The organism is Halorubrum sp. AJ67 (assembly GCF_000513435.1).
This window is the reverse complement of the sequence record NZ_CBVY010000001.1, coordinates 188,584-209,509: the sequence shown is the minus strand read 5'-3', so window position 1 is coordinate 209,509 and position 20,926 is coordinate 188,584. Positions and strand designations below refer to the sequence as shown.

25 protein-coding genes are annotated in these 20,926 nt (G+C 57.9%); all 25 read left to right on the top strand.

What is annotated here, in order from left to right; all coding sequences use genetic code 11:
• The first annotated feature begins 44 nt into the window (after window positions 1-44).
• The 25 genes from BN903_RS00980 (at window position 45) to BN903_RS00860 (ending at window position 20,924) form a co-directional block, all read left to right on the top strand.
• Window positions 45-530 carry a hypothetical protein gene (locus tag BN903_RS00980; RefSeq protein ID WP_154017960.1) on the top strand — a complete coding sequence of 162 codons (486 nt, stop codon included), beginning with the start codon at window positions 45-47 and terminating at the stop codon, window positions 528-530.
• Window positions 531-561: 31 nt separating this feature from the next.
• The gene (locus BN903_RS00975; RefSeq protein ID WP_195155667.1) at window positions 562-1,017 is read left to right on the top strand and encodes a hypothetical protein; all 456 of its coding nucleotides are present in this window, start codon (window positions 562-564) and stop codon (window positions 1,015-1,017) included.
• Window positions 1,010-2,251: a hypothetical protein gene (locus BN903_RS00970; protein WP_048075930.1), complete on the top strand. Its 1,242-nt coding sequence runs from the start codon at window positions 1,010-1,012 to the stop codon at window positions 2,249-2,251. Before BN903_RS00975 ends, BN903_RS00970 begins: the two co-directional genes overlap by 8 nt.
• A gap of 201 nt (window positions 2,252-2,452) precedes the next feature.
• Window positions 2,453-2,929 carry a DUF6884 domain-containing protein gene (locus tag BN903_RS00965; RefSeq protein WP_048075929.1) on the top strand — a complete coding sequence of 159 codons (477 nt, stop codon included), beginning with the start codon at window positions 2,453-2,455 and terminating at the stop codon, window positions 2,927-2,929.
• A 143-nt stretch (window positions 2,930-3,072) separates the two neighbouring features.
• Window positions 3,073-3,813 carry a hypothetical protein gene (locus BN903_RS00960; RefSeq protein WP_048075928.1) on the top strand — a complete coding sequence of 247 codons (741 nt, stop codon included), beginning with the start codon at window positions 3,073-3,075 and terminating at the stop codon, window positions 3,811-3,813.
• Window positions 3,810-4,853, top strand: a complete 1,044-nt coding sequence (locus tag BN903_RS00955; protein ID WP_048075927.1) for a hypothetical protein — start codon at window positions 3,810-3,812, stop codon at window positions 4,851-4,853. Before BN903_RS00960 ends, BN903_RS00955 begins: the two co-directional genes overlap by 4 nt.
• Before the next feature lie 42 nt (window positions 4,854-4,895).
• A complete protein-coding gene (locus tag BN903_RS00950; RefSeq protein WP_048075926.1) occupies window positions 4,896-5,264 on the top strand; it encodes a hypothetical protein in 369 nt (122 codons plus the stop codon).
• A 20-nt stretch (window positions 5,265-5,284) separates the two neighbouring features.
• On the top strand, window positions 5,285-5,695 hold the full coding sequence (locus BN903_RS00945) for a hypothetical protein (protein WP_048075925.1): 411 nt from the start codon (window positions 5,285-5,287) through the stop codon (window positions 5,693-5,695).
• A gap of 2 nt (window positions 5,696-5,697) precedes the next feature.
• Window positions 5,698-6,108 (top strand): hypothetical protein, encoded by a 411-nt coding sequence (locus BN903_RS00940; RefSeq protein WP_048075924.1) that lies wholly within the window; start codon window positions 5,698-5,700, stop codon window positions 6,106-6,108.
• 44 nt (window positions 6,109-6,152) lie between these two features.
• Window positions 6,153-6,560, top strand: coding sequence for a hypothetical protein (locus BN903_RS00935; RefSeq protein WP_048075923.1), 408 nt, complete (start codon window positions 6,153-6,155; stop codon window positions 6,558-6,560).
• A gap of 54 nt (window positions 6,561-6,614) precedes the next feature.
• Window positions 6,615-7,568: a hypothetical protein gene (locus tag BN903_RS00930; RefSeq protein WP_048075922.1), complete on the top strand. Its 954-nt coding sequence runs from the start codon at window positions 6,615-6,617 to the stop codon at window positions 7,566-7,568.
• Window positions 7,569-7,956: 388 nt separating this feature from the next.
• Window positions 7,957-8,952, top strand: coding sequence for an archaellin/type IV pilin N-terminal domain-containing protein (locus tag BN903_RS18280; protein ID WP_048075921.1), 996 nt, complete (start codon window positions 7,957-7,959; stop codon window positions 8,950-8,952).
• Window positions 8,953-9,109: 157 nt separating this feature from the next.
• Entirely contained in the window at window positions 9,110-9,328 is a 219-nt protein-coding gene (locus tag BN903_RS00920; RefSeq protein ID WP_048075920.1) for a hypothetical protein, read from the top strand.
• A 74-nt stretch (window positions 9,329-9,402) separates the two neighbouring features.
• Complete coding sequence (locus BN903_RS00915; protein WP_079890524.1) at window positions 9,403-11,109, top strand: site-specific DNA-methyltransferase; 1,707 nt, start codon at window positions 9,403-9,405, stop codon at window positions 11,107-11,109.
• Between the two features lie 58 nt (window positions 11,110-11,167).
• Window positions 11,168-11,704: a hypothetical protein gene (locus BN903_RS00910; protein WP_048075919.1), complete on the top strand. Its 537-nt coding sequence runs from the start codon at window positions 11,168-11,170 to the stop codon at window positions 11,702-11,704.
• Window positions 11,705-11,716: 12 nt separating this feature from the next.
• On the top strand, window positions 11,717-12,490 hold the full coding sequence (locus BN903_RS00905) for a CPBP family intramembrane glutamic endopeptidase (RefSeq protein WP_052334869.1): 774 nt from the start codon (window positions 11,717-11,719) through the stop codon (window positions 12,488-12,490).
• 66 nt (window positions 12,491-12,556) lie between these two features.
• Window positions 12,557-12,982, top strand: coding sequence for a hypothetical protein (locus BN903_RS00900; protein WP_048075918.1), 426 nt, complete (start codon window positions 12,557-12,559; stop codon window positions 12,980-12,982).
• Window positions 12,983-13,060: 78 nt separating this feature from the next.
• Window positions 13,061-14,017, top strand: coding sequence for a hypothetical protein (locus BN903_RS00895; RefSeq protein ID WP_048075917.1), 957 nt, complete (start codon window positions 13,061-13,063; stop codon window positions 14,015-14,017).
• Between the two features lie 97 nt (window positions 14,018-14,114).
• Window positions 14,115-14,528, top strand: coding sequence for a hypothetical protein (locus tag BN903_RS00890; RefSeq protein WP_048075916.1), 414 nt, complete (start codon window positions 14,115-14,117; stop codon window positions 14,526-14,528).
• Between the two features lie 215 nt (window positions 14,529-14,743).
• Window positions 14,744-17,020 (top strand): DEAD/DEAH box helicase, encoded by a 2,277-nt coding sequence (locus tag BN903_RS00885; protein ID WP_048075915.1) that lies wholly within the window; start codon window positions 14,744-14,746, stop codon window positions 17,018-17,020.
• Window positions 17,021-17,178: 158 nt separating this feature from the next.
• Complete coding sequence (locus tag BN903_RS00880) at window positions 17,179-18,051, top strand: hypothetical protein (RefSeq protein ID WP_048075914.1); 873 nt, start codon at window positions 17,179-17,181, stop codon at window positions 18,049-18,051.
• 283 nt (window positions 18,052-18,334) lie between these two features.
• The gene (locus tag BN903_RS00875) at window positions 18,335-18,706 is read left to right on the top strand and encodes a hypothetical protein (RefSeq protein ID WP_048075913.1); all 372 of its coding nucleotides are present in this window, start codon (window positions 18,335-18,337) and stop codon (window positions 18,704-18,706) included.
• Between the two features lie 87 nt (window positions 18,707-18,793).
• Window positions 18,794-19,480 (top strand): thioredoxin domain-containing protein, encoded by a 687-nt coding sequence (locus BN903_RS00870; RefSeq protein ID WP_048075912.1) that lies wholly within the window; start codon window positions 18,794-18,796, stop codon window positions 19,478-19,480.
• Window positions 19,477-19,848, top strand: coding sequence for an ASCH domain-containing protein (locus tag BN903_RS00865; RefSeq protein ID WP_048075911.1), 372 nt, complete (start codon window positions 19,477-19,479; stop codon window positions 19,846-19,848). The genes BN903_RS00870 and BN903_RS00865 overlap by 4 nt, the downstream gene beginning before the upstream one ends.
• 131 nt (window positions 19,849-19,979) lie before the next feature.
• The gene (locus BN903_RS00860; RefSeq protein ID WP_048075910.1) at window positions 19,980-20,924 is read left to right on the top strand and encodes a hypothetical protein; all 945 of its coding nucleotides are present in this window, start codon (window positions 19,980-19,982) and stop codon (window positions 20,922-20,924) included.
• Window positions 20,925-20,926: the final 2 nt, after the last annotated feature.

Below are 20,926 nucleotides of genomic sequence, written 5' to 3'. Positions count from 1 at the left end.
GCGAGTCCAATCTATAACACAATCACCACCCCGGATCACCACCCATGACTGAGAGACTATCGGAGATCAACTTCCCGCTCGAAAGCTGCTCCTGCGCTCACTGCGGGGTCAGTTTTCCCGAGGCCAGCATCCCCGAGATGGCGAAAGCGATCGCAACACATTGGAATAGACAACACCGGGCTGTTCTCGCGGAGGTGTACACCCAATTCGACGCCGAGGCCTATCACGAAGAGCACATCGAAGGCGACCTCTACGGTGTGTTCAAGGAAACCCACTACATCACGGCCTACGACGTGATCGCGACCACCGGAGTGTACCCGCTCTCTCCGGAGTTCACATCGGACCTCAAGTTTCGCGATGTCTGTGTGGACTGCTGGGAAGATGTCGCAGATATCGACAAGTACACGGAAGTTCCGGACGACGCCGAACTCGCTGGCAAATATCTCTGTATCCCCTGCTCGGAAGCCAGACAGATCGAGCGACGGCAGCAGAACAATCAGCAGTTGAGCCGGTTTTCAGCAGCGGAGTAGTCTGTTTTTAGCCTCCGAGTGGTAGTAGAAGATGTGTAATAATGCCCAAGCGCAGCGGGAGCCACCGATGAGCCAGACCGGACTCAGCCGAGAGGAATTCGTCGCGATCGGAGAGACAGTTGGCGAGCAGGTAGACATAGACATCGGAGGCGACTCTCAAGTCAAGTACCAGATAGAGCCGTACTACGCCGACACAACTGGTGAGATCACTCTCTGCTTCAAAGCGCAGGACGAGCCCGTCATCATCGTCGAGTCGATTCCCGCGAGGGGGTCAGAGCGAGGGATCACGCTGGCCGCGCCTGCCTCCGAGTGGACGGTCGCGAACGATGTCGACGACCACAACATCATCACGACGCTCAGTATCGCCCAGGAGGCAGGCCACACCGCCGAGCTGTTCTTCCGAGGGCCGCCAGCGAAGCTCACCCCGGAGGGCATCGTCACTGATGGTCCCATCGAATACCCCCCACTCCTACTCCTCAATGAGTGACTCACAACCCGCTCTCTCGGAGTTCGACGGGAAGACAGCCCGAACGAAGCCAGAGCCCGCAGATACACCACCCGAATCCATCAGCATCCCCAGCCACAGCCAGTTCGAATCCGCCGGGGGAGAGTATCCCGACAGCCAGATCGGCGCGCTCACCGATGGATCAACGATCAGCGTCTCGTTGTGTATCCCAGAGGGGGCAGTTTCGGTAACGTTCACCCACCTCGCCGGGTCAGGCGGTATGGGGCCAACCACGGAGATCGACAACCGCGACGAGGTAGCAGGACTGCTGGACCAACTCAAAGGTCACCCACTCCTCGTGACTGGTGGCGGGATGAACACACCGATGGGGTGTGGATTCGTCCTTGGACGCCTCACAGACACTAGGGCCGTCGACGCGACCGTCGAGGTAGGGTACCGAGAGCTCTTCCGACACGCCAAGCGCAGCCGAGACACCACCGAGACGAAGCGGCTCGGCTCGTATCAGGTATTCGTCCCCGAAACGGACCACGACAGCCAACGCGCAGCGAAGGCGCTGACCCACTGGGAAGCCGGCGAACTCGAACACCTGAACCCCGAGAAACGGGCGCAAGAGAAGGCCAAAGAACAACATCAAGAAGCGTTCGACAGCCTCTCTCCCGGCGACAAGATCGAGACGCCGGAGTACGCGACCCGGCTCGACATCATCTCCGAGCCATACGAAACACACGCGGTCATCCCGCGAGGGACACTCGGAGAGAAGACGGTCCCAGTGACTGCGGTCGTCGTCGCAAATCCGCGAGGCGGCTACTATCAGATCGGGATGAATCCGAATTCCGACTCGCGGTACCGAGACGGTCCCACGTGCTACATGAGCGGGTCGAAAAAGACGCCGCCCACCCCGAATACGGCGTTCACCCGCGACGTGAGGTTCGGCTATTCGGACATCGAGATCACGACGATTGACCACCCGCCGGACCCAACGGTCATCGAACCAGACAGGACGGTCCTCGAATCACCACTCCCCGAACCGCGACTCCAAACGACTCTCCAATCCCTCGACGGAATCGGCGAGAAGACCAGCCGGAAGATCCAGCGTCTCGCTGACGAGCGGGTGACCGCCGACACACTCGCATGGACGCTCTTCGGGGACGGAGAGACACACACCGGGTCACAACGAGAGATCGAGAAGATCCTCAAGTCCCTGCCAAAACACGAACAGATATATGACCAACTCCAGAAGTACACTCCAGAATAATGGCTCCCTGACCCCTCTTCGCCGTCGTCTATCACGCCGCTCGGTCGGGAGACGCCGGCTGGCTGAAAGCGATCAGCATCGCAATCCTGTTCTTTCTGTTTCTACCGGTCATCTTCGGAGTAGCTGGCACTTCTGGGCAGATTCTCGCGTGGGGGACACTCTTCGGACTCCTCCTCCTCGGCCGAAAGAAGGACTAACACCATGTCAGACCAAACAGTAGTCGGAATAACGGCGTGTAGTAAATCGAAGAGCGTCGACGACGACTTCCAAGGCAAGATCGAAGCACAACACCTCTACGACTCTTGGCTGTTCGACTCCCGGAGAGACGCGCTTAAAGCGAACTGCGATGAGTGGGCGATCTTCTCTGGGAAGTTCGGCTACGTCGAACCCGACGAAAAGCTCCCGTGGTACGACCAGCAGATCTCAGAACTCCCCGAAGACGAACAGTGGGAGTTGGCCGAGGAGGTCGCAGACAACGTGACCCACACAGACAAGGTTCTCATCCTGATGGGGCGAGACTACGCAGAGAAGTTGAAAGACGCTCTCGACGCCAGTGTGACGATCTGGGACCCGCTTGAGGGGGTCCAACTATTCGACCAGCGCGGGAAGCTCAAGGAGTTAGCAGACGGAACCGATCCGACTGGGCAGACCACATTCGCGGAACTCGACAACGAGTAGCAGAACCAGTCTTGTCAATCGTTACAATCCGATAGCGGAAGCAATTGACAAGAGACGCCTATCCACCACGCCGGAGGTGAGTTTTTCTCCCCCGGATTAGAGGTGGAGGGGTTCGAAAAGAGCCCATCAGATAAAGAATACTCATGAGTGAATCCAGCACCACGATCGGCGACTTCGAGTTAGCCGGGGCCCCCACTTCGGTAGAGCAGATCAGCGAGTCAGCGCCCGCTCACGTACTGGAGGCGTTCTCCGCCCTCAGTTCGTGGGGAACGGGCGTTATCATCAACGAGATAGACGAGCCACTGTTGGTCGGCGCAGAAACGGACGACCACACTAAATCATACCGACTCTACCACGGGCCTTCAGCAGACCACGGCCTTCAGTTCGCCGGGGTTCTCGCCCATTCGCACTCTTACAGCGACGAAATCCCCGACCGAGTCGGATTCGTCCCTGCCGGCGACGGCCCCGATGAACCCACCGAGGTCGCCCCTATTGAGACGCTCGACGTCACCGATCACGACCGAACAGCCCGGTTAGACGAACTGCTGCCGTACATCCGCACCGAGATTACTGACTCCGACTGGGTGAACGGGCGGGGTGATACGACCTACCCAGAGTGGGGCCAAGCCGTAAGGCGGATGGCCGAATTCATGCGGAACGACCTCGACGCCGAGCTCGCCTTTGACCGGCAGCTGCTCCGACTTCCCCGTGTCGAGCACGCGCTTGGCCGGTATCCCCTCGATGCGGAAAGTATCCTCACCCAGTTCTCGAACACGATCGACCAGAAATCCAAACTCGACCACCACAGCGAGAGCCCGGAAGCGTTCAGAGAACTACTCTTCGCATTCGCCGCGCACCATGACATCACTGGGGGAGACAAATGACCGAGACCCAAGAGTCTCTCTCAGCGTTTTCGACACCAGACACCTCGTCACAGAGTACACCACAGAAACAGGACGAAACGTGCGAACAGCCCGAACAGTCTAACGCAGGGAAGACAACCACGCCGACACCGACCACGTCACCTCAGTCTAAGACCCCTCTCACAGACCTGTACGAGGATGTCGAGGCACATATCGAAGAGGCCTATCCAGCATTCCTCCGGGACCAAGCGATCGTCACGCCACCCGATCCGGAGAACCAACGGTACCGAACGAACGGAATCCCAACCGCCGTTGATGCGCTTCCGGACACAATCGGCCAGTGGAAGCTCGTCACCCACGATGCCACCCACGTGAGCTATCTCGCAGATGGACCCGCCTACGATACGGAATACGGCAAAGGCGGCTCGCTAGTCAGATTCAAGCTCTCGCTAAACGACCGCGGGGCCAATCGAGATGATAAGTACCACCTCCGAACCGAGAAAGTTGTCGGGTACACCAACGGGGAGAAGATACGGTCGCACACTCCGGACGACGAGTCACCAATGCTCGGAATTCGCGGCCACAGTGTCGGCGACAATCCCGGTGACTTCTCTGTTCTCGGCGGGACCAAACGCAAGTTCGGGGACCCAAGAGACGGGATCATCGACCTGATCGCCCTCCTTCACCACCTACCAGTCCCAATCCGGAACTACCTCCCAGACACAGAAGACACCCCGTGGGAACCAGTCAAACACGATCTCGTGAGTGCCACGTGGAGCACAGATGCGCCCGACTGCGTCCCCAAAGAAGACCTGATACTCAGGCTATCGACCAACCAACTCCGGCTAACCGCATCCGATCCAAGCGATTCGTTGCCACAGAAGGACACGACGACAGCCCCTCTCGTCGATCCCAGCTTCCCGGACGGCCTCACCGGGTGGCTCGAGTCGAAGTCTGCGTACACCACCGTTTCGTCAATTCGCGCTGTAAGCGCGATACTGACCGAGGACTTGACCACGGTGGCCGAGAAGAGCCAGTTGAATACCTCAGAGAGTTTGTAGCCCCCGAAAAGAGATGTAGGGGAGTCTAAGGAGACACCACACATGGATACAATCACCGTCGAAGCGTTCGAGACACTCGACAGAAGCGTGACCGAAGTGAACACCGACCCGGAAGCATACATCGAGGTCGAAGTCACCCGAAAGGAGGCTGTCGACGTCGACGACGCACTCAGCAGCCTCCTCAAAGAGGCGATCGACGGAGAGTACGGCAACGCCGAGCAGGTGTCAGATTTCAAGCGACTGTGGCAAGGTCGGTGTAGGGGGTCCCCCACGATAATGATCACCAGCTCCGAAGAGGCCGACATCGCCCTCGACGCTTTGGACCGATTCGAAGCGGAGGAAGTCGATCTCACAGACCGGATCCATGATGACCTAGTCGAGGTCATTAACGAGACCGGCGTTGACCTGTAGCCCGTACCGATTCAATTCTCATGAGTTCAGCACACCACCCAGCGACAAGCACCGAGACCTGTATCGACTACACCGAAACCAAACACTCAGTGCGGCTCTCGCACCGAGATGAACCGCTAGAGGTGACGTTCGATAAGGCGTATGAAGACGCCCCGACCAAGTTCAGCGTCGTCGCATACGAACACCAGATCGCAGACCACCTCGTCAAGCCGTTCGCCGAGACCGACTTCGAGATCGACACGGTCCACGAGGATTCCGCTCACTTCTTCCTCACGACCGAACTCCACAACGTGGATTCTTACGAAGAACTGGTCGACGTCCTCTCGACGGTCGCGAACTACGCTTGGGAATATCCCGGCGGCTGCTGGCTCAACGTCCAGACGGTCGAATCGGACCACCACTCCCACGTCGTCGCGACGATCATCCCATGACCATGACCACTTACCCATACTCCGACAACGAGAACCGGAAATTCACCTACGAAGAGACCGAGCGAGCCGTTACGATCACCCACGAACCGGAAGCTGTATCGCTCGAATTCAAGCACGTCTCGAACCCCACGCGCACTACGAAGGTCAGCGTCATCGTCAACCGAGGGGGTTTGGATCAGTTCCCGACAGACCTGTTCGACGAGACGCCATTCGAGTCAACTGCTGTCGAGGTCGACGACTGGACATCGTTCATCACGACTGACTTCATCGAACTCGACACCTACACGGTGCTACTTCCAGTGCTGAAAGCACTCGCGAAGTACGCCTGGATAGACACCATGAGCTCGCTTTACATCCACAACAGCGACACCCCCGCAGCGAATCACCTCGTATGCGTTTTGGGTGATGTGTAGAGCGTTAAGGTCAAACCCTCAGACACCAGTTTCTCGATAACAACATGGCCCACCACGACATTCCCGATCTTCCGTCTGGCTGGGTGGTCTCCACGAACATCGAGGAGCACATCTCACTGCTCCGTGCGGAAGGGGAAACGCGCTACTCGATCGCGATCTACCCGACGAATCCAGCAACCACCCGTTCAGGATGGACCGTGATGGGCCTCGCGAACTACGAGCCGTTCCGGCCAGTCTTCACAGAGAACGCCTCACTCGAGGACGCACTCTCCACCGCGATTGACGAGATCACAGCCAAGATCAACGGTGAGCAGATCGCCCACGTCAGGAAGGCAGGCAGCGACCAAGACGCAGAACCGACGGACAACCCCGAACCAGAGTCGGCCGATGAAGACACGGAAACGGACTCTGACTCCAGCGACGGACAAAGCGATCTGAACCACTGGACCTGAAGTTTTTATTCACCAGATCGAGTGATGCGGAGTTCGGAATAGGTGAGAAGAGATATGACCGGATCAACAACCCAATCAGGCGGTGCTGTAACGCTCTCAGATATCGACTATACGACCATCGCCGCCCCCAAAGTAGACGAATCGGCGGTTGAAGAAACAATCACCATCCCCGAGCAAGTCTTCAACTGTGAGCAAGGGGATGTCCTCTGGATCGCCGGAACGGAATACGTCGTCGTCGACGAGTCATTCACCATCCTCGGGAAGAACCCCCTCATCGTCGTCGGCGAAAACGGTACGCATGGGAAGCTCGCAGCAGGGATGACCGATGGCTCAGCCGGTGGCGTCGCGTGGGTCGACACACTCGCAGACTGTGAAACAGGCGGCGTTCGAAAGGCACACCTCCTCGGCGAGTTCGGGGATATCTACAAGCTGAAAACGAACGGTCTAGAGATGCTCCACTCGTATCTCCCAGACACAGACACTCGGTCCTGTCCCAGCTGTACGCACGATGGAACGGGAAAACCGATCCGCATCGAAGAGCAGGGAACCGAGACGATCGAAATCAAGCGATGTCTCAACACAGACTGCTCTCAGCCCTTCCGATTCGTTCGCGAGACCCCTGAACCAGACCGCGCAACAGTCCTGACATACGACGACGAGACGGGCACGCTCAACCCATACACCGTGTCGGGACGCTTCAAGTGCGAACGCCAGGACGATTTCAAATTCCCCATCGACACCAACACCGCTCGCGACGAAGGCATCTACAGTGCTCAAGAAGTAGCCGACTTCATTAATCCGAAGATGGTCGACGACCGGTACGGTTTCGTCAGGATCAAAGACGACAACCGGTGGGGCCAAGACCGACTCCACATCCAGTGGAAAAACGCAAAGGGATACAGCGCAGACATGCGGATTACGTTCAAGCGAGTAAGCACAGAGCTGGAGACCTACTGGGAAGCCATCCACCGGGTTTCAGGAATCGCCCTTGCGGACCTCTTCGAATAATACCAGCCCGCAGAAGTGAAATAGCCTTACCGCGTTTCAAATCGAACCGAAGTAGACTGGACTGATTAGAGAAGCCGCCTCTAGATTTGTTTATATTTCCCGTTTTGGGGTGGGAATCAAATAGATAGAAGACGCCCGATCACCTCGGGCAACCGCAACAGGGGCCGTAGTTCAAACGGCAGAAAACCTTAGCTGTGAGACAACTTCGAACATTGTATAATCGTCCGGCCTTTCCAACTCACGCGAGGCAGCTCTGGGTTCGAACCCCAGCGACCCCCTATGTAGCCAGACAGCGACGCACTCCGAAGTGGCAGATCATGACTAGCCCACTACGGCAGATGGTAATGAACGACCCGTTCAACGGACGGACGGACACAATGACAACAACATGACGACACAAGACACAGACAGAGGGCAGGTAGGTATCGGCACGCTCATCGTGTTCATCGCGATGGTTCTCGTCGCCGGGATCGCCGCAGGCGTCCTGATCAACACGGCCGGCTTCCTTCAGACGCAGGCCGAAGCAACGGGCGAAGAAAGCACAGACCTCGTCTCGGAGCGTGTCAACGTGAACAGCGAGGTCGGTGTCGTCGGTGACAGTACCGCGGGTACGCTCGACGAGATTCGCCTCTCAATCACGGGCGCTCCCGGAGCGGGTCAGATCGATCTCTCTGAAACGACCATCCAAGCCGTCGGGCCGGGTGGACAGGAGAATCTGGTTTTCGTTGACTCGACATCCGGTGGTTCGCAGGTGACTCAGCTGTCCGTTCCGGCCATCGCGGCGAGTGACACCAGTGTCTCCATCTCCATCAACTACGACAACATCGACGGTCTTGACGCGGCTGACACCGATCAGGATCTGGTTCTCGAGTACCACGCTGGCGGTGTTTCCGGTGCTGCGGACGACACCACGACGGTCACCGGAAGCAGCCTCGACGGTCAGTCGTTCACCTTCGACTCGGCCGGTAGTGGAGACAGCGAGATCAACACCGGGGGTTCACTCTCGGCTGGAGACGAGTTCGTTGTTGACCTCCAAGACACCAGCGACAGCTCCGTTCTCGACACGCAGGTCACCCAGACTGTGGACTCCGGCAGTGCAGCCGAGAGTACCACGACTTCGGGCGGAAACAGCGTCGCTGACCTCGGAGCGAACGAGTTCGCTGTTGGGGAAGATGGGGCGTTTGAGTCCTCCCCCGTCCTCAACGACCAGGATGACTACACTATCCTGATCAACCCCGCCGCGGGTGCGTTCGACGACGGGACGGCCTTCAACCAAGGTCAGGAGGCAACCCTCGACATCGTGTCGCCCGTAGGCGCGACGACGCAGGTCGAACTCCGTGCCCCGGACCTCTTCAGCAACAACGGCGAAGCGGTCCGGCTCTAACTAGCTAACTAGCACCGAGATCCAACGTTTGCGGAACCGTTTTTTCGGGCACCAAGGCGTCTCGTACACTCGATCAATCATACTCCATCGTATGAGGTCGCCCACCCGATCCGACCGGTATCTCTAAGACAGTCTCCCCCAACCGTCAAATAGGAAAATGCCGACATTACCGCTTGCGTTCAGTACGCCGCTTCAGGTTCCGCTCATGTTATCGCTCGGAATCGGCCCCCTCCAACTGATGGTCCTCGTACTACTCCTCTTTTCGAGTACAGGGCTGTTTATCGCCCTCTCGAAGCAGATGAGTGGTGGGAAAGCACTCGGATCTGCGGCCGGTCTCTACGTGTTGATGGCCGGCTGGACGTTCCTCATCCTCTAACACAACCAAGACGGGCGTAATAGGGACTGGTTTTTGTATCCCGGAGGGGGCAGAGGAGGAAGTAGAAGATCTCCATGTCCACCCGATCACCAAGTAGAGATGTCCAGTATACGCTCCGAGATGACGGCTTTCTGTTCTCCGAAGCGTATCTCACAGGCGGGAACCGGGAAACCGCTGAAAACTACCTGTGGCCAGTCCCGGTGTTTCAGCGCCTGCGAGAGGATACGGCCGCAACGATAGGCCACAGCGGAGATGTAATCAGACCCGGTGACATCCTCGAGTATTGTGGCGGTGACTACGAGGAGTACCTTCTCGTGGTAGCGATTCTACCAACGCCCGCGAAGTACCGCACCGGCTTGGAAATCGCCAATTCGGACCGTATCCTCTGCTACTCGTCGAACAGCGAGTCCTTCAGGCTCTTTCTCGGTGGGGCGTTCATCAACCTCCCCGGCAACCGAGTCGATCACGAGACCGGCGAGTACGTTCTTCACGAGAATGCGGCCCCCCTCATCGAACTATCCACGAACATCCCCGCAGATGTAACCCACCCCCCGTGTCCGGAAATCCTCTCCGGCGATGGGGACCCATCTGCGTACGCTAAGGAGAACTACCCCCACACCCACCCGCCTGAAAGGGCAATCCGTCTGACCACCGCAACAGCCGGCGAGACGAAGCCGGTCGGCGAGTTCACCAACGAGATCCACAACGGTGACGCCTGTGAGGTCTTGGCGACGATTCCGACCAGTTCGGTCCACGCTTGGATCACTTCGCCCCCCTACTACGACCTCAGAGATTACGACGTCGACGGGCAAATCGGCCGAGAAGGGTCCGTCACCGAGTATCTCGAGTCCATCATGGCCGTCGTCAACCAGCTCATGCGGGTCACCCGCGACGATGGCCTCGGAGCTCTCGTCGTCGACGACGCATATCAAGGTGGGTCGGTCAAGGGAATCCCCCACCGCCTCCACCAGAAGATCACCAAGCAGGGCTTCGAGATCGTCCACCACGCGCCGTGGACGAAGCCAAACGGAAAGCCCGACGCCGCGACGAATCGCTACTCTCACCGTCACGAGCACATCCTGATCATCGCCCACGACGGCGGCGATCACTACTTCCACAAACAAGCCTCGGCAGATCCGACCGACGTCTTCGACTTCGCTGTCGGGACGAGCGACACCGATCATGACGCCGTCTACCCCATCGGATTGCCGAAAGAGTTGATCCGGACGACCGTCCCCGAGAAGGTCTGCCCGGAGTGTGGCGCACCGTACGAAGAGCAATACGAGGTCACCGATATTCGGAACCTCCCCAGCGATCGTCCACAAGCTCAGCGAGCTCTCGAACTCGCGTCGAGACACGACCTCACTGACGACCAACTCCGGGCTCTCAGATCGGTCGGGCTCGGCCACACGGGACAGGCAAAGCGAACGCAGTCCGGAACCGGGAACAACACCGACAGCGTCGAACAACTCGCCACAGAGGCCGAAGACGCACTCGGTAGTTACGCGAGAGAATTCACCAACCCGAACAAGGAGCTAACCAGCCACATTCCGTCCTGCTCTTGCGAGACAGACACGGAGCCGAAAGCGGGAATCGTGGTCGATCCGTTCTTTGGGTCCGGCACAACGGGGAAGGCAGCCAAATCGCTCCGTCGGCGGTGGATCGGCATCGAACTCAACGAAGACTATATCGCGACAGCCCAGTCTCGAATCGGCGTCGACGTGAGCGAACCAAGCCGGCTGACAGACGATAACCAGAATACACTCACGAGTTTCGTGTGAGCAAGTGCTACGGCCGACCCGTAGACTCAAGTCAGAGAACGCAAACAGAGAAGTAGAGATGGCAGCCAGCGAACACCCGGAGGGGCACGACGATATCGAACTCGACATCTGCGGTGGATACGATGACGAGGGCATGGAAGCACTCCTCGAACTGGCAGGAGGTGACAGAATCCAAGTGAACGACACCGAGGCAACCCTGACGAGAACCGATCCTGTCTCCGATTCAAACCGAGCAATCAGCTGGGCACGGGTACTCACCGACGACGAGGGCAAGCGATACCTGCTCATCGTTCGGCTTGGCGACGGAACCTATATCTACGCAGAAACGGAGGGGAAGTGGGGTCAAAAAGAAGAGGTTGAAAGCCTCTCAGTCGTCGAATTAGCGGACGTGGGATGGTGCGAAGTCTGTACCGTCTATATCCCAACCGGCGGCGACCACCCAGCAGACGAAACCCACCACATCAGAGCGAACGACCAGGACGAAGCAAAGCAGAAGCTGGAAGGCCGGACTCCTCCGATCGACTACTACGCGGCAATCTACACGGATGTCGGAGGACGCTCAGAGATCATCAACGCAGCTCGGGAGACAGAATAATCAACCCACCACATGGACCACCCCGATGGATCAGACCTACTTACCGACCTCAAAGACAAGCTCCGAACCCTCGGAATCGCTAGTGTGCTGGGATTCGGGGGCTACGGCCTCAGTATCTTCTGGTACACACCGTTCCGACTCGCTTCAGACCTCCCCTCGTTCACACCCGGCTACGGAGAGGCGATGGTGATGAACGATATCGCCTTGGGCCTCGCCGCAGTGACGATCGGCATCCTCTATCTGAAATACTCCGGGAAGGGCCGGGAGTACATCGATCTCGAAATCCCGACGAAGCGACGGACCATCTTCGTCATCGGCGGCACGCTCTCGCTCCTCACAGCCCTGTACGCGATTAACAGCCTCAAGTCACACCTCAACGTCGACGCCTCACAACACACCGCTTCCCAAGCGGTAGCGGCGGGCTCAGTCGATCCACAGTACGTTTTGTTGATGATCCCGCTATCGTTCCTGTTGATCGGTCCGGCAGAGGAGTTCATTTTCCGCAATCTGGTGCAGAAGCGACTCTATGAGAGTTTCACAAAAGCGAGTTCCGTCATCATCGCGAGTATCATCTTTTCAGCGATTCATATCCCGGCGTATGCGACAGGAACGACGGCAGGCTTACTGACCAGCCTCGCAACGGTCTTCACCCTCTCGCTGTTTCTCGGCGGGTTCTACGCCATGACCGAAGACCTCATCGTCGTCGCCATGATGCACGGGGCCTACAACGCCGTGATCTTCGGCCGCTGGTATCTCGCGATCGCTGGCTCACCACTTCCATTCTGACTCACCACGAGCCCAGACCACCGGAACCCCTACATACCCCGGCGTGAATCTCTGTGCTAAGCAACGATGGGGTTCTACTACCACAGCGAAGATCTCGAAGCCGAGGCGATACTCCGCAAGTGCGCGAACCGACTCGATGACGCCCCAACCGACATCAACGACATCGACGTCACCAAACGAGACGCAGTTCTCGCCGAGGACCTCATCGAATCGGAGTTCACATCTGACTGGGTGACTGCCAACTACACCGAAAGCGGCGCAATCCAACTCGACACCCCATATCCCGAGCTCAACGAGGAGAGTCGAGAAAAAGAACAGCAGCACCTCAAAGACAAGCGAGGCCAGTTCTTCTACGTCATCGGTGAGATCTCCGGTGAAGGGACCACAGTAGCCATCAGCGCGCTCGCAGAGATCAGGGGCCGAGCCGCCGAGGAGAAGGTCGAATACTTCATCGGGGAATACACGCTCGGGCATGTAGACCCCGCGAAGTGAGAGTGTGGTTTTTTGCCCACCGGCTGAGAGTAGAGTAGATAATGAGAACCAAAAGCTTCGGAAACGGTGGAGGGTGTAATGGGGAATAGCGCACTCCGAACGCTCGCAACATTAGAGGAGACACCCCTCTCAGAATATGCAGGGGCAACGGTCGCGATCGACGCCCACCACTGGATCTACCGGTATCTCACCGGTCTGACCCGGTACATGGACGACGACATCTACACCACCGAAGACGGGACGGAGCTCCCGAATATCGCGGGTGTCTTCCGCGGACTCCCCCCGATCCTCCGAGAAGACATCACACCCATCTTCGTGTTCGATGGGAAGCCCCACGAACGGAAAGCCGACGAAATCCAGAGCCGGCGAGACGCAAAACAGGAGGCGAAACAGAAGATGGCCGACGCTGCTGAAGCTGGCGACACCGCCGCCATGAAGCGGTACAAGGCGCAAACCCAGTCGTTGACGCCAACCATCCACGAGACGACCCGAGAGGCGCTGGAGTTACTCGGCATCCCCTACATCGAAGCCGGCGGCGCTGGAGAAGCCTACACAGCCAAGATGGTCGAATACGGCCTCGCAGATGCCGCGATGACCGACGACTACGACGCACTCCTGTTCGGCTCACCAACGACGATTCGCCAGTACACCGGGAAAGGCCCAGCAGAGAAGATACTACTGAACAAAACCCTCCACAACCACGGGATCACCCACGAGCAGCTCGTCGACATCGGGCTCATGTGCGGCACCGACTACAACGATGGCATCAGCGGGATCGGCCCGAAGAGAGGCGTCCAGTACATCTCTAGCGGGAAGACGGTCGAGGATATCCTTGAGGACAAAGACGCGACCATCGACGGCCTCTCGCAGTTACGTGAGTTGTTCCTCTCCCCGACGATCGGGTCGGTTCCGGATACCCCACTCACTCGAACCGAACCTGACTTCGCACAGTTCCGAGCGTTCGCAAACGAGTGGGGGTTCCCGACTCAGTTCATCGAGAAGAACATCTCTCGCTTCCCGAGATACGCAGAGTAGAGGAAAGCGGGTATGGCGAGGTCCAACCACTGGACACCCACACCCGAATACTATTAGTCTACCACAGCGAAAGGGGTGTATAAGCCGAAATAGAGCCATGATTCCCTGCTTCCCCGACCACATCAAAAACGGCGAGTGCCCCGAATGCGATATCGTCCACTCAGAGTATAGCTCGTTCCCCGACGAGCCGATCACAGTCAACGAGTGTAACGAACTGGAGCGCGATGCTGGCATCGACATGATATTGCCCATCTTCCGAGTCGAAGACACCGACGAACAGGGCTACTACGTCCAAGTCGTCCCCGCGGTCGTCGCGATCGAGGAGAACATCGTTCGTGTCCTCTGGTGTAACCCGAGCAGCGACGATGACTGGATCGTCGTCTCCGAACACGAAACCCCGATGCCCTACGAACTCGCCAGAGAGTTGCGGAATACTCTTCGAGAAAGCGCCCAGCTTGAACGGACCGTCGCAGGCCACAACGTTATCGAAGAACCGCTCATCACTGAGTGAGATAGCGACCGCAACAGTCCAGCCGGCCCCCAGTCAGGGAATCGATCTGCCGTCAGCCGCGGAAGATGTTTTTAGCCACCGAGAGTTGGTGAAGCAGTAGTTTGGTAGGAAGGAGTGACCGCACTCCCCTGCGAAAGAGCAATATGGCCCACCTGAGTACAAACAATCCAACTACCAGTACCGAGCCCGCAGATCGAGAGCGTAGTCTTGAGTCCATGAACACACCAGCCGACCTCGACGTCACACCTGAACAGCAAGCAACGATCGCAGAGATCATGCAAGCCCACGGATACACTGGGCTGAAGAAAACGCAAGCGTTCGCCTTCAACGGTGGCATCCTCGACGAAGGAAACGACCTCCTGATCGCTGAAACGGGGAACGGGAAAACCCTGACCGCCGAGGCAGTCACCCTGAACCACCTGAAGAAGGGCAACCGCGTAGCCTACCTCGTTCCGTCGACCCAGCTTGTCTGGGACAAAAAGGAGGCTATCGAAGAGTGGGCGGGCGATACTTACTCGATCTACTCCGGACGGGGCAAATTCCGTAGCGGCGACGTCGCCGTCGCTACGTTCGACTCGTTCTATCAGGCCGTTCTCCAAGGGAAAGAGGGCGCTCGGTCTTTAGACGCTTTAATACTCGACGATTTCCATGAAATATATGGTTCGTTTCGTGGGACATCGATAGAATTGGCCATTTCAGCGGCTCTAAACAACGATATCGACCTTTACGGAATATCCGCGACTCTGGAAGACTCCAACGAGATCGGCGACTGGATGAACGCGAACGTCCACGTCAGCCCGGAGGATCGACAGACGCCCATCCGTGAGTTAGCTGTCGACTCCAGCACCTCCTCGACGAAAGACACCATCGTCCAGACGATCAAGCAGAACCAAAACGATGGCCCGTTTCTGGTGTTCTGCTTCGCGAAGACCTGGACGGAATCGCGAGCGAAAGCCCTCGCTGAAGAAGGTATCTTTGACGGCCCGTCGGACGATCGGAATCTCCGTCGCGAGCTCTCGAACGAGGTTGACGGCCTCCTCACCGAGACCCACCGAGACATCCTCGACATGCTCCACAACGGCGTCGGCTACATCCACGCCGACCTTCCGGGGACCGTCAAGAAGTTCGTCCTCGATCTCTACGACGAAGGCGAGATACAGGCCCTCACGACGACGACCTCGCTGGCGTACGGCTTCGACTCTCCCGTGAAGACGGTCATCGTCGCGGACTGCAAGCGCCGTGGCGAATACGTGGGCATATACGAATACGTACAGTGGGCAGGGCGTGCGGCTCGCCCGTCGATGGGTTACGAAGAGGGCCACTGTCACGTACTCGCAGACGACCCGGAAGAGGCCGCAGAGCGATTCTTCGAACCCACCCGCGAACTCGAAGACGTCCACACCCACATCGATAACGACGAGCAGTTCCGGTGGCTGACGCTGGAGCTCATCGCGAACGGGTGGGACAGCATCGACCTGATGCGAGATTTCATCCACAAATCGCTCTACTACCACCAGATAACGGTCAACAACGCCTGGGGGCAGGGGCCGGAGACCAAAGACGAGAAGCTGACGAAGCGGCTCAAGAACTCGACGGCGTGGCTCGTCGATCAGGACTTCATCAGCGAAGACGCGACCCGCGAAGGCTTCAGCACGAAGCACCTCGGCCGGGGAGCCGTCAACTTCCACTACAACTCTTTCGTCGACGCCGAGTTACAGAGCATCAAGAGCTTCTACGAGTGGGCCGACGAAACCGCGTCCAGCGACATCCGACAGCTGGACTACCTCCACCAGGTGATCGACAACTTCGATCTCGCGCTCACGGTGAGGGCCGTCGACGGGCGTCTCGAACCGACGCTCATCGATAACGGGTACGAAGCGACGGAACAGGGGATTACGGCCGGGCTGGTGCGCTGGTACTGGATGCGGAACTACTCGACAGAACGGATCGAAGAGGAGACGGGTGTCGACCCGACGTATCTCCCCGGTCTCGCCCGCAAGTTGAGCAACACGGTCCGCGCAACGCAGTACGTGGTCGAAGCCGCACCGAACGCCCGGAAGCCCGACTGGCACGACAGCCTCGTCTTCCGCGTGGACAAGGGCGTCAGAGAGGACGCCGTCGGCGTGGCCGCCGACATCAACGCGATGGGGCGTGCCCGGATTCGCTTCCTACGAGCGTATCTCGAGAAGATGGCAACCCAGACCCTCGATCTCGATTCAAGCGAGTCTCTCGGGACGCTGCTCATCGGGTTCTACGACCACACCTCAAGTGCCGAGCAATTCGAAGAGGTCCTGAGCGAGCAGGTCACCATGATCGGCGACGTGACGGCGAAGAACATCTCCGAGTTCATCCAGTCGAACGACTTCAACGCAACCAACCTCGCAACGGAAGAGGAGACGGCACTCGAGATCAACCCGTCTGAAGACGGCGCAACCGCTGATGTGTCCTTCTCGAAAGCAGGGGGACAACCCACCAGTCTCCAAGACTTCTGAGCAGCCAACAGCCCCAAATCCGCCCCCTCTGTGGCGATTCAAAATTTGAAGACTCTCAGCGCATAGTGGAAAGCAGACAACCGCACCAAATCAGGCCCGATTGTCTCAAAGTGAGCGAGTAGTTTAAGCAGGGGCGTTGAGACGGATTGTACAAGCCAATGCCACCGAGTCGTCGGAATTTCCTTATCGCGTCCAGTAGCGCCTCACTTATCTCTCTCGCAGGGTGTACGGGGGAGACCAAAGAGTACACCGCCGAATTCGATAGAGTCTGGAGCGAGGACCTCCAGCTCAACGCCAGAATCACCGCCCCATCAGAGATCAGCGAGGTGATCTTCGAGACGGCAGACGGGCAGATTGGCGTCGACGAAGTGACCGAGGACAATCCCGTCGCCACTTGTGAGATAGGCGAAGCAGCAACAATCGGGACAGCCGAGCAGTCCTACAGCCACGACCAGGAGTTCACAATCACACTCCGAGATACCGAAGGGACCCGGTTCAAACGTACCGAGTGGACGTACGCCCCCGCTGTACGGCTTACAGACGTTCACACCGCAGAATCGATGGGGTACCAGCCGGTAGACGGAATCCAAGCAGCGACGCCCATCCTCGAGATCACGAACCGTGGCCGAGGCCCAACCCGGATAGACAAGATCATTGTTCGGAACCCCTCTCAGGACGTTCCCCTCACCAAGGGCATCGAAACGACATCGTTCGCGAACGCGGCGATCGCACCAGAACCGAACAGTGGCCGATTCACGCCGGTCAACCCACACGAATTGGGCGGCTATTTCCTCTCCGAAGGCGATTCAACATATCTCGCGATCGACGACCTCCTAACTCACGAAGGGGACCCACCGGAACAGGTCGAAACCGCGGGCCAGAACATCGACATCAACATCGGGTGGCTCTTTGACAGCCCCACGTTCAAAGTCAACCTCACGCTGTCAGGGGGCATTACGCAAACGAACGGCCTGTACCACTTCGCAGAGTTCACCACCGAGAAGGTAGACTTCGCGAGCCCGCTCAAGTGAACCACGACAGTCGAGTCATCTGAAACGAGAGTAAGAAGACCTCATTCAATCGCAGATCACCGAATCTCCCAGAAACACCCACACTCCTCACACTCATACGAGTACGACCCGTCGTCTTTCAAAGCATCTTCCCCGCAGTTAGGGCAATACGTTACTGAAGTCATACACAGTATTACACAGGCAGCCCTATTCAACCCACCGCGTGTCATCTGGAGGCGGAGATTGTTTTTAGCCCCAGAAAGGGGTGTAAGGGGTAGTTAGAGCCCCGAGAGGATTCAACACCATGCCAATACTCTCCGCTGACGAGCTGAAGGATCGAGGCTGGGAAGACCCGCTAGACGAATCGCCAATAGACACCCCAGACGGGTGGTTTCGAGGAGCAGTCGTCCACACGGGGAGCCACATATTCTGTCGTATCTGGAGTACCAGAGACGAGGTTGGCGATCGCGAACCGGATGAACCGGATACCTACTTCGAGGCAGTGTACGGTTCAGCGTTCCAAGGCGTCGACATTGATCGGTACGAATACAACGAGGACCACTCCGAATGGCGGTATGGAGGCAACGTCGTTTCGGCCGTGGCCGAAGAGCAGACCGACGAAGCCTGCGCCGAGCTCGCCGCTGAGCTAATGGAAGACCAAGACGTCCCATCGTAACGGTCGCATCATAAACGCCGTTAGGAAGCGTAGAGCGCGACGACAGCAGCGAAGCAGTCATTACCCCGGTCAGCGAGACAGTACGTAATGAGAAGTTCGCGCCGAGCCTTCCTCGGCACACTTGCCGCCGGCTCCACTGTGAGCCTTAGTGGGTGTACCGAAGGGGTCCCCGTTGAGACCGCCTACGACTGCGCCGTCGACGAACCAACGACCACCCCCCATACAAGACAGCCCCACATCGGACAGCAGAGCGCCCCAGTAAGCGTTGAGGTGTTCCACGACCTCTCGAACAGACCGACGTGGGCGTTCACCACACACGCCCTCAGCGCGATTCTCGACGACTATGTGGATACAGGCACAGCTCGAATCGAGTTTTACGACCTACCCGTGCCCGGCGACCCAGACTGGGCACACCAACTCGCGAGTGTCGCTCGCTACATCTATGCCGAGGCCGGACAGGACGGCTACCGGAGCTATATCGAGACGGCAGCAGAACTATTCAGTTCTGACCAGCCGACATGGCAAGGCGTTGGCGACGCCGCAAGCGCCGCGGGTGTGGATCCATGTACTGCGATCGCCCATGGGAGTTGGAAAACATACGAATCCGACACGGAAGCGGACAGACGATACGCTCACAGTCTCGAAATCGATGCCGTCCCCGCACTTCTTATAGATGGACAGAGACTATCAGATATCAACCCGGTGAACCGGTCAGAAGGAAAGATATCGGCGGCGATCGAGAAGGCACTCGAAAACAGCAGTGGACGCAAATGAGTACGAAACCATCCGGACCAGTCGGCTTGAAATACGGAACTGGCCCACAAGAGACGGCGAGAACTGCCCACGAAGACAAGACACTCGCGGCGACAATACGCTACGACGACGAAAAGGAGATCGGCGCGGGAAGCGACCTCGTGTTACAGGATGCTAACGGGGAACCGTTCGGCACCGCAACGGTGGTCCACTGTGAGATGCTACTCACCATGTGCGCCTTTGGCCCCGTCAGAGCATACGGAGCCGAATACGGACTATCGACCATCCCGGAATTACTACTCACCCTGAATCGCTACTACAACGACACGGTTACCCTAGAGACGCCGGTCAAGGTCATCATCTACGAACCGCACGATATCACCGCGTGACGAACGGCGAAAGTAGTTTTTAGCCCGCGAGAGGGGTGGACGCTTAGAAAATTGGTTCTGTGGTAACTGACCGTGACTTCTCCCAGCCAATAGACTAGAGCCGAACCAACCAGTGTAGCGAATCAGCCCACATGATCGACACAGAGAATCCAGCCGAAGAGCAACAGCCACAGTCCAACATCCCAGAGTGTACCCTTCCAGAGACCGTGTCTGGGTGGACCAGCCGGACCACGAAACCGGGGAACATCCTCGAATACTGGCGAAAGGGGTGTACCCATATCGCATGTTCGTTCGAGCAGCTCGTCGCTCGCCAGCGAGGTGATGGAGACATCACCCTCGTGAAGCGATGTTACGACAAGTATCGCCATCTGCTCAACACCCAGAGCATCAGCCAACACGACCCGTCCAACTTCGATTGGATCTGTGATCAGGCAAAACAGCGGATGGAGCGGTACCCCGGCATCGAGCCGTTCACCGAGCCACCCACGTTTCCGACCGGCGTCGGCGAGTGGGATGCCGTCTCGCTGCCCAAAGAGCAACCAATCGGCTTAGCGAAATGGGAATTGGGGCTCGGACGGGCCGAGCTCTTCTGTGAGGAAACAGAAATAATCTCTCACTACAGCCACACCCGACGCCCACACACCGTCTCATACAGAGAACTGGACACAGAGTCGACCACGATCGCGAAGGGCGTCAGTAAAACAATGGCCTATGAAATCGCCGTGAATACATTAGAGTCGCTTCCACGGCCAGTATCGGAGATGGGCGAGACGAAACGTGATCTACAGGAGATCAAAGGAATCGGCCCGGCGAAGAGTCGCAACCTGATTCTCCTCGGCGTCACCTCGCGTGAGCAACTGCGTGAACACATCCAGTCCGAAAACAACCCCATCAATCACCACCACAGCAAAGCCGTCAGTAAACTACTCACAGAGACCATCGAAGACGACCTCACCACTACGGACCAGAGCAAATACCCTCACACTCACCCCAGAAGAAGACGAACAGATCCAGAACGCAACCGAGATCGACGACCCGCGCGAACGGTTACGGAAGCTCGCCGAGATAACGACTGACA